Source organism: Pseudomonas sp. P1.31 (assembly GCF_001269815.1).
Classification (GTDB): Bacteria; Pseudomonadota; Gammaproteobacteria; order Pseudomonadales; family Pseudomonadaceae; genus Aquipseudomonas; species Aquipseudomonas rustica.
Genome location: NZ_LHVN01000013.1, coordinates 224,375 through 236,815 on the forward strand (window position 1 = coordinate 224,375; position 12,441 = coordinate 236,815).

The 12,441-nt window shown below is 61.1% G+C and carries 10 protein-coding genes; all 10 read right to left on the reverse strand.

Annotated elements, in window-relative coordinates:
- On the reverse strand, positions 1–690 hold the full coding sequence (locus tag AD669_RS09775) for a hypothetical protein (RefSeq protein WP_053119122.1): 690 nt from the start codon (positions 688–690) through the stop codon (positions 1–3).
- 316 nt (positions 691–1,006) lie between these two features.
- A complete protein-coding gene (locus AD669_RS09780; protein WP_053119124.1) occupies positions 1,007–2,929 on the reverse strand; it encodes a hypothetical protein in 1,923 nt (640 codons plus the stop codon).
- A complete protein-coding gene (locus AD669_RS09785) occupies positions 2,926–4,233 on the reverse strand; it encodes a lipopolysaccharide biosynthesis protein (protein ID WP_053119195.1) in 1,308 nt (435 codons plus the stop codon). Before AD669_RS09785 ends, AD669_RS09780 begins: the two co-directional genes overlap by 4 nt.
- Complete coding sequence (locus AD669_RS09790; protein ID WP_053119126.1) at positions 4,230–5,231, reverse strand: polysaccharide deacetylase family protein; 1,002 nt, start codon at positions 5,229–5,231, stop codon at positions 4,230–4,232. Before AD669_RS09790 ends, AD669_RS09785 begins: the two co-directional genes overlap by 4 nt.
- A gap of 13 nt (positions 5,232–5,244) precedes the next feature.
- Positions 5,245–6,381 (reverse strand): glycosyltransferase, encoded by a 1,137-nt coding sequence (locus AD669_RS09795; protein ID WP_053119128.1) that lies wholly within the window; start codon positions 6,379–6,381, stop codon positions 5,245–5,247.
- Positions 6,374–7,342, reverse strand: a complete 969-nt coding sequence (locus tag AD669_RS09800; protein ID WP_053119130.1) for a glycosyltransferase — start codon at positions 7,340–7,342, stop codon at positions 6,374–6,376. The genes AD669_RS09795 and AD669_RS09800 overlap by 8 nt, the downstream gene beginning before the upstream one ends.
- A complete protein-coding gene (locus AD669_RS09805) occupies positions 7,339–8,709 on the reverse strand; it encodes an O-antigen ligase (RefSeq protein ID WP_053119132.1) in 1,371 nt (456 codons plus the stop codon). The genes AD669_RS09800 and AD669_RS09805 overlap by 4 nt, the downstream gene beginning before the upstream one ends.
- Entirely contained in the window at positions 8,706–9,797 is a 1,092-nt protein-coding gene (locus AD669_RS09810) for a glycosyltransferase family 4 protein (RefSeq protein ID WP_053119134.1), read from the reverse strand. The genes AD669_RS09805 and AD669_RS09810 overlap by 4 nt, the downstream gene beginning before the upstream one ends.
- A complete protein-coding gene (locus AD669_RS09815) occupies positions 9,794–11,386 on the reverse strand; it encodes a Wzz/FepE/Etk N-terminal domain-containing protein (protein ID WP_053119136.1) in 1,593 nt (530 codons plus the stop codon). Before AD669_RS09815 ends, AD669_RS09810 begins: the two co-directional genes overlap by 4 nt.
- Positions 11,387–11,402: 16 nt before the next feature.
- On the reverse strand, positions 11,403–12,428 hold the full coding sequence (locus AD669_RS09820) for a polysaccharide biosynthesis/export family protein (RefSeq protein ID WP_053119138.1): 1,026 nt from the start codon (positions 12,426–12,428) through the stop codon (positions 11,403–11,405).
- Positions 12,429–12,441: the final 13 nt, after the last annotated feature.

The following is a 12,441-nucleotide window of genomic DNA, read 5'->3' on the forward strand; positions in this document are numbered from 1 at the left end:
TCAGGCCGCCGTTGCTGTTACGGGTGGACGGGACGGTTTGCGCAGTGCGTCCAGACGCGAGCCGCTGTAGCGGGTTTCGCGGTAGAAGCGCCAGCGACTGAACAAGGTGTAAACATTCATGATCCGTCCCTGTTCGGTATAGCCCATGCGCAGGTGCAGCTTGAGCGCCGGGATATTGTGAAATTCGCAGACGTCGACGACCTTGTCGCAACCCTGTGCAGCCATGGCTTTCCACAGCTCCAGTTGCAGATCCACCGACAGCTCGGTGCCCCAATATTTGCGGGTCAACTCGCCGCCAAACTCGAAGAACTCGCCGGGTTTCACCGGGAACAGGCAGCCGTAGTAATGCCGGTCGAAATAGTCCCGCGAACTGCCCCAGATGAACGCCACGGCAGCGCCTTGATCGTCGAGGTGCATGTGCCCGGTGTGGCCTTCGTTGGCCAGTTCAGCCATGGTGCCGACGCGGTCACCGAAGTTGCGGGCGAAGGCGCTGGCGTTGTCTGGCGTGATCTTCACTACCTGCAACGGCGGGTAGGGTTTGAGGTTGTGCGGAGGCACCGGGCTGACCAGATCACGCTCCATCCACAGCAGTTCCTGATGGGAAAAAACGTAGTGTTTCCAGGCTTTTGCCAAAGTGGCGCGCAGGCCTTTTTGTTTGATGTGCTCGCTGAGTTTGCTGACGATGCCCATGGTGTGTGCTCCTGAACCCTGGCACGGCGAACCCTGTGGGGTGAGGCTTTTGTGGTGAGGCTCCTGAGGTAATGGGGTTCTGTGGTGATGAGCTTTTGTGGTGAGGGGATTTATCCCCGATCGGCTGCGTAGCAGTCGTCGCTTCTCTAACCTGAAAAGCTGGGGCCGCTTCGCAGCCCATCGGGGATAAATCCCCTCGCCACAAAAACTGTTCAACACAACTTCCATCACCACAAATTCCCTTCATCAAAAAAAAGCTCCATCACCACAGTTTTCAGGTTCGCCTGGCCTTTCTCATGAATGTTCGGAATTGGCTTCATGACGCGATCCAGCTCAGTGCAAACAGGGTCTGGCCTGGCAGATCAAAGCTGACGCGTCCATCGCGGCAGGTGAACGGTGCGTCGCGGCTGCGGTTGTCGGTGCCGAAGTAGCGCAGGGCGCCGTTGTGCAGCGGGCACTTGGCGCCGCTCAGTTCCATGCGCTGCAGGCGCGTGCCTTTGTTGACGCCGAGCAAGCCGCGCTGATCGTCGCCGGCCATCGCCAGCACATCGACTTCAAACGAATCGTTCTCCAGCCACAACACCTGATGCAGCCAATGCTGGGCGATAAACTGCTGCGCCAGGCCGACCGGTTTCAACTCGAAACGTTGTTCATCCGCCGAAACCCGCAGCATGCCCTTGGGATATTGCGGCTCATCGGCAGCCTGGAACCAGTTGAGCATGCTCAACAAGCCGTCCTGCGAGGCGTTGATCACCACCGACGCCCACCACAGCGAAGCGTAGTGGGTTTCCTGATCGTAGGGGCTGAGGCTGGAGCCGCTGGACATATTGGTCTGATCGAGCAGCAAGGCCTTGCGCGGCTGACCTTTGCTGTCGAGGCCAACCAGGTCGGCGGCGCGGCGCACGCTGTCGCGATAAACGCGCGTGGCGAGCAGGTCGCGGATCATCCATTCGTGCCACGCCAGCGCATCGACCTGATCGCCGGATTCGTTGAGCAAACGCCGCGCCCAATCGATCCCGCGCTTGCCCGCCGCGTTGTCGGCGAACGGCCCGTTGACCAGACGCGAACTGGCCGGCATGGCAATGCGCACGCCGGCCTTGGCATTCGCCGGGTCGCTGCGTACCTGCCGGGCCATGCTGGTGAAGATCGCCTGATACTGCGCGTAGCTCGAATAGTTGAGGTTCGGCTCATCGGCAAACCCAATGTAGTGCGTACCTTTGCCGCCCAGCTCACGCGTCCCGGCCAGCCACGCATCGAGGCCGCTGTTGCTCTGCACATCGGCGCGCAGATCGGCCTGACGCTGACTGCCGGCCAGCAAGGTGATGTCCTGCTTGATGCCGAAACGCTCCTGATACACCTGACGGAACGCGTCTTCGAAATGCGGATTCTTCGCCATCACATCAACAAAGCTGTAATAACTCGCTGCCGTCGGTTTCAGCGCATCCAGCGCCGCGTGACTGGCGGGCGGCGGCATCACGTAGGGCAGGGCGATGCCCAGATCCGGCGTGCGCCCGAGGACTTTGTCGTGCAGGGTCAAACGGGTGTGCCCGGCGTCTTCGCGCAGCGGCTTCAGTTGCTGCGGATTCTGCGCAAACAGGTTGGCCGTGCCATCCAGCCAGAACGCTGCTTTGCCGCTGCCCTGCAAACGCAGGCGCCAGACCTGTTCGCGCTCGCTGACAGGCAGGGCGACCTGATCGAATTGCCAATAGGCGCGATAGGGTTTCAGTGCCAACGTCAGTTGCTGATCATCGCCAAAGCGCTGTGCCTGCAAACCGCTGACGCCGCCATGAAACTTGCCGGCCAGCACCGCGTGCTCCCCCGGCGCGACTTTGAAATACAACTCGTCGCCGTTATGGGTATCAGCGCTGAAATGCACTTTCGCCGGAGCGAACAACGCGACGGTGCGCTCGTCATGTTCGACGCGATAATTGCGGAAGCTGTAGCCGGGAATTTCCAGTCGATAACTCGCCGCGCCGGGCAGCAGCGGCCAGCTCTGACTGCCACGGGTTTCACTGGCCTTGATGAACCGATCACCCTGCAACTTGCCTTGGCCATCGAGCAAATACACATGTTCTTCATTGGCCTCAGCCTGCCACGCCGGTGTCCAGCGCACGGTTACCGTGTCCGGACGATCCGCTTGCAGATACAGGCTGCCGTCGCGAATCTCGCCCCAGCGCATCGACGCCGCAAAGGCGTCCAGCGACAGGCCGAGACCGATCAGCAGGGCCAGGCCTTTCATGCGGTTTTCCGCCGTTGCAGCATCAGCCACATCGGTGTGACGTCGCGCGGCAGGATGATCAGGGTTTGCCAGAACGGCACGCCGCTCAAGCGGCAATAAAGCACCAGCATCGCCACCGTCACCGCCAGATAGGCAATCGACGACGCCGCCGCCGCGCCGACGATGCCGTACGCCGGAATCATCACCAGGTTCAGCGCCAGATTCAGCAGCGCGCCCAAACCCATCAGCATCGACACCGTGCCGGGGCGGTTTTTACCGAGCAAGTCCAGGCGTAAAATGCTTGCGTAGCACAGGCCCAACAGCCCCGGCAGCAAAGCCAGCAGCGCCGGATAGGCCGGTTGATACACCGCACCAAACAGCGTGACGATCAGCCATTCGCCAATCACCGCCATGGTCAGGCACGCGCCGAGCATCACCGTCGCGGTCAGGCGCAGGGCCAGCGGCGTGACCTTGTCCATGCCTTCGTCTTGTTGCAGCAGGCGTTTCATCAGCGGCGTGGTTACCGCTTCCGGGACGATCAGCAGCAGTTCGGCGGCGGCGCTGGCCATTGCGTAATGACCGAGGGCGGTGCTGCCGAGCAGGGCGCCGATAAACAGATAATCCGAGCGCAATATCACTTGCTGAAACAGCAGATCCGGATGACTGCGCGCGCTGTAGCGCAGCAGTTCTTTCTGGCTGGCGCGATCCCATTGCAGCTGTAATGGCTGTGCGCGTTTGAGCCAGACCCAACCGGCCAGCACCACCAGACTGATCCCGGCAAGCCAACTGATCAGCGCGGCTTCGAGGGCGGCACTTTTCCACATCCAGAACAGCGCGAGAAACAGCAGCAGCGGCGCCAGCGATTCGACCAGACGCAAGGCATTGAACGCGACCACGCCACCCGAGGCGTTGTGCAACGTCAGCAAACCGCTTTTCAACACGGTGAGCGGAACCGCCAGCAGCAACAGCCAGGCGAGCAAACCGAGTTGCATCGTCACATCCAGTTCGCTGCCGAATTCCCGTACCAGCGCCACCACCAGCAAGGTCAGCAGCGCCGCCAACAAGCAACCGAACACCAACACCTGACTCAGCAACAAACCCATCGGCCGCTGCTTGGCCGCCTGAAAACCCACCGCCGAATTGAGCCCGCCACTGGTGGCGGCGCTGATCAAGTCGGGCAGGGTGCTGAGCAGCGCAAACAACCCGCGCTCACTCGGGCCGAGAATCCGCGCCAGCAGCACGTTGCGCAGCAAACGCAGGGCGATCATCGCCAGTTTGGTGCCCATGCTCAGCGCCAGATGTTTGAGGTAGGTGCCTCGGCTCATGGCCGCGCCCCGCGAAAAATCCGCCACGACAACAATTCCGGATTGCGCGCGGTGCGCTGACTGACGCCGAAACGCGGCAGGTTCAACGGCTCGCCTTCGCCGCGATAAATGCCGGTGCCGGTGCCGAGCGCGAACGGATAATCGTGATTGGCGATCTGCTCGCGCACGCGTTCATCGTTGTCGCCGTTGGGGTAGCAATACACCGGCAGTGGCCGGTTGCAGCCGTTGTACAAAGCATCGCGGCTGCGGCTGATTTCTTCGTTCAGGCGCTGATCATCAAGGCCGGTGAGGATCGCATGACTGGCGCCGTGCGGGCCAAAACGCACCAGTCCCGAAGCTTCCAGCGCGCGGACTTGATGCCAGTCCAGCGCTTGCGGTTGCGATTCCGTTGGGCATTCGTCGGTGAGTTTTTCCAGCTCTCGTGGGTCAAGCGACTTCAACCCTTGCAGGTAATGCAGCAACGCCAGGCTGCGGCGGTCGACATCGATGTCATCGAGCATCACCGGCAAGGGGTGATGCATCATTTGCAAGCACTCGATCAAATGCATCCGCGCCTTTTCGCCGTGGCTGCCCCACAGGGTTTCGCCGAGGCTTTCCCACCAGAAACGCTGACGGCTGCCAATGAAATCGGTGGAGAGGAAAATGCTCGCCGGTACCTGATGTTTTTGCAGCAGCGGGAAGGCGTTGACCGCGTTGTCGCGCCAGCCATCATCAAAGGTCAGCGCGACGCGTGGGCGCTCGGTGCGCAGCGAGTTGGGCTGAAGGATTTCCATCAGCGGCACACAATCGAAATGCTTGCGCAGCCACACCAGCAAATGCTCGAAGGCCTTGGGCCCGACGCACAGTTCATTGCGGTGCGGCAGGTTGGCGGCGCGGTCGTTGGCCAGCACCCGGTGCAGCATCAAAATCACCCCGGCGCCGTGCAACTGGTTGCGGCCCATCGACGAGTTGAGATAGAGCCAGCCACTGGTGCGTTTTAGCAGTTGTTTGATCGCCATGGCTTCAGTCCTTTTAACGGTTCTGTTCGGGATTCCACTGGGCATACCGCTGACCGCGCAGGAACTGCCACAGGCCGAGACTCATCCCGGCGAGGGTGACCAGCAGAAACGCAGCGAGGCGGAAGGGTTTTGGCAAACGGTGTTGCGAATCCAGCAGCCCGGCAATCGCGATGGTGTAGCCGATCAGTTGCGCGATCAGGGCGAGGCGGTAGAAACCGTGTTCTTGCCACAGCCAGAAGTTGCTCAGCAGCAGCGGCAACAAGAGGATCGGCGCCAGTCGGCGGATCAGTTTGTGGCTGATCAATGCGATCGAGTACAGGCCATATTTCAGCGGATTGAGCAGCTCGCGACGTTGCGCGAGGCTTTGCAAACCGCCGACGGTGACGCGCTGACGGCGCCGGAATTGTTTGTCTGCTTCATCGACACCGTGGTCGATCACTTGCGCTTCCGGCACATAGACGATGCGTTTGTGCGCCACCGGTGCGCAGGTGCTGATAAAGAAATCGTCGTTAACCTCGGCCGGCACGTTCTGGAACAACTCGCGGCGCAGGGCGAGCAGGGCGCCGTCGGCGGAGACCATGCAACCGGTGCGGTTCTCGACCCGGCGCAACCAGCCTTCGTAATGCCGATAGAGACTGTCACCGACGCTCAAGCCGCCGCCGGTGACCGGGATGACCATGTGCCCGGCACAGCCGCCAACCTGCGGATCATTCAACGGTGCGAGCAGGTAGCCGAGGGTTTCGCGGGACCATTGGTTATCGGCGTCGGTGAACACCAGAATGTCGCCAGTGCTCAGGGCTACGCCGGCATTCAGCGTCGCCGCTTTGCCCTGACGCGGCAGGTCGAGGACGGTGATGCGCGGGTCAACGACTTTGTGCGCGCAAGCCACGGTGTCATCGGTCGAACCGTCGCTGGCCAGAATGATTTGCAGGTTTGCTGGCTGATAATCCTGCGCCAGCAACGTGCGTAATTTGTGCTCGATATGCCGTGCTTCGTTGTGCGCCGCAATCACGATGCTGACATTCAGCGGCGGCGCCGGGGTGTGCCGCCAGGCCGGAAACAGCGGCGCGACCAGCGTCAGCAGCAGCGGGTAGCCGACGTAGGCGTAGACCGGCAGCAACAGGCACATCCAGAAAATGAATTCAGCCACGGGCAGGCCTCCTGGCGTTCCAATGACACAGACTCAAAATGAACGCGGCGCCGGCCAGGTGCAGACGCACCCAGTGCAGGCCCCACAATTGCAGGGTCAGGCCGATGTTCCGGTGCCGGGCGCTCTGCCGTACGCTGAGCACCAGTCCCGGTATCAATGTCAGCGCGACCATGACGGCCGCGTGATGTGGAAAGCCGTCGAGCAACGCTGAAATCGCCAGAAAGTCCAGCAACCACACCAGCAACGAAAGCATCGGAAAGCGCAGCAAACGCAGGCTGAAACCGTGGGTGCGCAGCAATTGCAGATGACTGCCCTGACGCCACAACTCCTTGCCCATCCACTCGCGCCAGTTCATTTCATAGCCCCAGTGCAAGGCGACGCTTTTATTGATCGCCAGCAGTCGGGCGCCGTGTTCGCGCAGGCGCAGGGTAAATTCCTTGTCTTCGCCGGTGCGCAGGGTCTCGTTGAAACCGCCGACCTTGTCGAACCAGCGTCTGAGCATCAACAGGTTGCTGCTGGGTAACCAGTCGACGACGTAATGCGCGTGTGTCGTCGGGCGCAAGGTGCGGCGCTGCCAGGCCGTGGCGTACCACGGCGCGGCGGCAGGGGTATGCAGATCCAGGCCGAAAATATCGGCCTGGCCGGTGGCTTCGATGTCGAATAACTGACTCAACCAGTCTTCCGGCATTTCAATGTCGGCATCGATAAACGCCAGCCATTCACCGCTGGCGATGGCGGTGCCGCGATTGCGCAACGCGCCGATCAACAAGCCCGGCAAGACCAACACTGTCGCGCCAAACTGGCGGGCGATGTGCGGGCCTTCATCGGTCGAGCCATTATCGACCACGATCAGTTCGCACTCGATATCAGCCGCGTGCGCGGCTTTTTGCGCCGCGAGCAGCGTGCGGCCAATGTGCTGGGCTTCGTTGAACATCGGAATGACGATGCTGATCCGGCTCATGCTCTGGCCTCCGTTGTCAGCGGTGCTTGCTCGGCTTTCAGACGCAGGACACTGGTCAGCGCGAGCATGATCCACACGTATTTCTGGTTCGGCGCGCTGAGGAACATCAGGAACAGCGTCAGCGACAGAAAACTCACGCCGAGGTGCGTCATCAGATCCGCCTGATACGCATCGCGGCGCAGCATCCACGCCGCCCGCGCGCGAATCAGGTTGTACAGACCGAGGGCAAGCATGCCGACAAACAACAGCCCGGCAGGCACCCCGAGTTCACTGAAAATCTCCAGGTAGGTGTTGTGCGCGCGACGGTACAAGTCGCCGATTTTGCGGTTGGCGGAAAAGGCTTTGGCGTATCCGGTGGTCGCGTAATGCAGCGGGAAGGTGCCGGGGCCGGAGCCGAGCAGCGGGTTCTCGCGGATCATCTGGCTGCCAACGACGATGTACGAAGCGCGGCGGCCGAGGGATTCGTCCTGCGCCTTGGAACCGGCGCTGAGAATACTCAAGGACTGGATGCGCGCCATGTAGCCGGCCGGCATCGCGTAGATCGCCAGCGGAATCACAATGGCCGCGCCGAGCATGGCAAAACCCAAGTGCCGTGGACGAATGTGGGTCAGTTGCGAACGGTAGTGCCAGCAGCCGATCAACAAGCTCAGCGCCAACACCACCAGCCCGGAGCGCGATTCGGTTTTGGTCATGCCGCCCAGCAACAGCAGGCAGCAACCGCCCCAGAACAACCGGTGCAGCAGGTTCGGGCTACGTATCACCAGCAGCAAACCCATCGGCACCGCGAAGGCAATCAGCATGGCGAAAGCGTTGGGGTCTTCGAGCAGGCCCGCCGCGCGGCCCTGATCCTGGAATTTGGCCGAGAACATCGCCATCGCGCAGGTGGTGCTGACGGCAAGGGTGACGAGTCGGGCGAACAGGTCGAGATTAAGGTCGCGACCGATCAACAGGGTAATGACAAACAGAATCAGGCCGACACTGAGTTCACGCAGATGCCCTAGTGACATGCCCAGATCATCGGTGTTGAGCATGCTCAAAAAGTACAGAACCATGAACCAGATCAGGTAGCGCCAGATATTGCTGCGCAGGCGCTCCGAAGGAATTTGATGCAGCGCCAGTTGCAGCATCAGGATCACCGCCAGCCCGGCACCGAGCAATTTACTCCCGGAAAACGAACTGTCCTTGAAGAAACCCTCGAACGGCACCAGTGCAGCGATACCGAGCAGGCCCCAGGTCGGTTTGCGGTACAGCACCGCAAAACCGACCAGGCCGAGCACCACTCCCGGCGCCAGAAACGGATAAGGGCTGGCCAGCAAAGCGATGCAGACCAGACCGAGCAAACTGACGATCGAGAGCGGGAAAATCATGCGCGTGCCTCCCGTGCCGTGCGGATGTACAGCTGCGACCAGCGTTCGGCCAGGGCCTTGAGGTCGTAGCGATCCTGTTGCGTGCGTTTTGCGTTGTCGCGCAGTTGCCGGGCCAGTTTCGGCTCGCTCAGCAAGGTGTCGAGCTGACGGCTGAGGTCGGCGTAATCGGCCGGTGTCGCGAGTAAACCGTTGTGCCGATGTTCGAGCACGTCGGGAATCCCGCCGACAGCGAACGCCACCACCGGCACCCCGGCCTGCATGGCTTCGAGCAAAATCATCGGGGTGCCCTCGGTGCGCGAGCTGATCACCAGCGCATCGAGTTGCTGCCACCACGGTTGCATCGCCGTCTGATAACCCGGCAAACGAATGCGTTGCTGCAATCCGGCGTTGTCGATCCGCGCCTGCAACGCCTCGCGTTCCGGGCCGTCGCCGAGCATCACTGCGTCCAGTTGCGGATGCTGATGACACAGCGGAATCAGCGCGTCGAGAAACAGATCCGGGCCTTTCTCGCTGCTCAACCGGCCAACGTAACCGGCCAGCCAGCGTTGCCGATCGGCATCCGGCACCATCGCCGCAGCGGCCGGCAAACCGTTGGGAATGACTTGCAATTTATCCGCCCGCACGCTGGCCTCACGGTGCAGCGTTGCAATGCTTTCCGCCACGCAGACCACCCGATCCACCGACGCCGTGCGGCACAGTTGCAGACTCAACCAGGTGTAAAACTTCTGCTTGCGGCTGCGCGGTGTGAAACCGTGTTGGGTGATGACCAACGGCAGGCGCAACAGCGTCGCGCCAACCCAACCGAACAACAGCCCTTTGAAATTGTGCGTATTGAGCAACGGTTTTTCCGCGCGACGCTGACGCAAGTGCTGCAGTAATTCCGCTAGTCCGGCACAACCGCGACAGTCGACCCCTGCCTCGCGAAAGCGTGCGATCAGGTCCGCTGGCGCGTCGAGGAACAGCACCTGATGCTGCCCCGGCGTCGCCAGACAATGATCCAGCAACATGCGCTCGGCCCCATAGAAACCGCCGCTGCTGAGCAAATGAATGATCGGCAGCGCGGCATTCGGGGCGGATGCGCTGCTCAATTGCGCACCCAGTGCAGGAAGCTTGGCACGGTCCAGTTCTTGTGCGGATTGCTCGGCAGCACGTTCTGGTCGTTGATCACCAACAGCACCGGAATGCCCAGCTCGTGGCTGATTTGCGCCGGGTGTTTGAAGCGGTGATCGAAGAACTCACGCACGTAGACGAAGGCAATCGCCAACAGCAACCCGGTGAGCATGCCGAATGGAATGATCAGGCCCGGTTTCGGGAACGCCGCTTCGGTCGGTTCGAACGGCGGGCTGAGCACCCGGGCGTTGGACAGGTCGTCGCTGAGCGAACGGGTGGTGCTGCTTTCGGCGAACCGCTGGGCGTAGGTTGAAAACGCGGCGTGCAGCGCATCAATCTCGGTGTCCATCTGCCGTAGCTTGCTCTGAGTCTGCTGCAACTCGTGGATGCGGTTCTTGAACTGGGCGATGCGCGCGGTTTTCTGATCGATCACCTGCTTGACCACCGCCAGATCGTTGGTGCGTTCCTGAATGCGGTTGCTCACCACTTTGAGGAACTGGCTACGGGTGCGGGCGATTTGCTCGCGGGTCAGCAGCATCGGCTCGCTGCCAGGCTGGAACACCGCCAGATCATTCATGTAGCGGCTGACCTGAGTGGTCAGTTGCTCGCCCATCTGTTTGATCTCCCGATCTTCGAACGCCACGTTGTCGACAGTGGTGGTGAAGGTGTAGGGGAAGGTGTAGTCGTTGAGCTTGTTAGTGCTCGCGGCGGCCAGTGCGGTTTTCAGGTATTCGAGCCAGCGCTGGCTCTGCAGCAGGCGATCCTGATACAGGTTCAGCGCCTGCTCTTCGGTGTTGATCGCGTTGAGGCGGAAGGTGATTTCTTCCTTCGGATCCGACGCGCCGACGCTTTCCAGCAAGGCCTGACGGTTACCTTCCAGGCCATCGAGACGCACTTGGTAGAGCTGCTTTTTCGACTCATAAAACGACTGCGGCAAGTCGATCGATTGCAGCGCCTGACGGCTGACCAGATAGTTCTGCAAGAGGGCGGCGACAAACGTCGTGCCCTGATGCGGATCAGGGAAGCTGTAGATGATCGAGATCACGTTTGAGCCCGGCAGCGTCTCGATTTTCAGGCTGTCGATGGCTTGCTGGGTCAGGGCGTCGAGCGCGGTGTCACGCACCGGATCGGTCTCCAGCCCGAGCATGTTGCGCACCGGGTTGATCACGTACTGGCGCAGCGGCGAACTGACGTAGCGCTTGAACGGATCGGCCACCAGTTTGCTGAACATGCCCGGCGAAGGCGTGTATTCGCCCTTGTCGCGCAGTTCGCTGATGGTCTGACGGATCAGCGCCGGCGAACGGAGGATATTGCTCTCGGTTTCCATGTCCGCCAGCGACGGCGGAATGAACGTGGCGTTGTCCACGGTGAGCGACGTGGTGGCGTCACCCTGAGAGAGTTTTTTCGACTGCACGATCACCTGCGCGGTGATATCGAAGCTCTGTTTGAGCAACAGCGGCAGGAGCAGGGCGATCACTGCAAAGATCAGGAAGACCCGTTTCACCAATTGCTTGTTGGCGAAAAAGATCCTGAAGAACTCGTGCAGGTAGTTTTCCTTTGGATTCATGTCGGTCACCTGAGAGTTAGTTGCTGTCACTGTCTTTGTTGTCGACGCGGTAGCCGAAGCTGAACCCGACGCCCTGGAACAGCACCACGTCGGCCAGTTGCCGGGCGAGTTCGCCGGCGCTAGCCAGTTTGGTTTTCGGCACGTAGAGCATGTCGTCCGGTTGCAGGTAGGCGATTTGCGGCGCCTCGCCCGACAGGGCCTTCTCGACGTCGTAACGCACGGCCTGCACCTGATTGCCGTTGCGGCGCATGATCACCACCGAATCAAGGCGTGCCTTGACGTTGGTGCCACGAGCCAGGGTCAGCGCTTCAAGCACCGAGACCGGCCGGCGGATCGGGTAGGAACCCGGTTGGCCGACTTCGCCGAGCACATAGATTTCGTTGCCGGCGGTGGACTTCAGCAGCACGTCCACGGTCATCCGGCCCGGCAGTTGCGCGTACTTCTTGTTGAGGAAGGTTTCCAGTTGATTGACGGTCATGCCTTGCAGCGGCACAGCGCCGATTTCCGGGAAACTCGCGTAGCCGTCAGTGCCGACGGTGATCTCGCGGCTCATGCCGGTGGCCGGGTGATTCAGCGCGCTTTTCAGGTTTTGTTCATTGGTCAGCGGGCTGATGATCTGCACGGTCAACTGATTGCGGTTGGGCTGAAACAGTTGTTTGCGCTGATAGGCACGCTGGATTTCTTCGCGAGCCTGATCACTGGTCAGCCCGGCGATTTTCACCGAAGTGTTGGCGCCCGGCAGTTCGATGCTGCCATCCGGCAGCACCAGTTGATTGCCGTTGAGCTGGCTGGCGGCGGTGAAGTTCAGGCCGATCTGGTCACCCGACTGCACGCGGTAAGCGTCCGAGCCGCTGGTGCTGATATGGAAGATCACGTCGAGCACATCCTGCGGGCGCAGGGTCTGCTCGATCTTCGGCATATCCGTCGCTTGGGCGTTGGCCGGCGCGGCGGTGAGGATATTCACCGGCATGTTTTGCGTTTCAGAATTGCTGGAGCAACCCGCAAGCGGCAGCAACAGCAGGACAAGCATTTTGGCGTTCATGGCGTCATCCTTC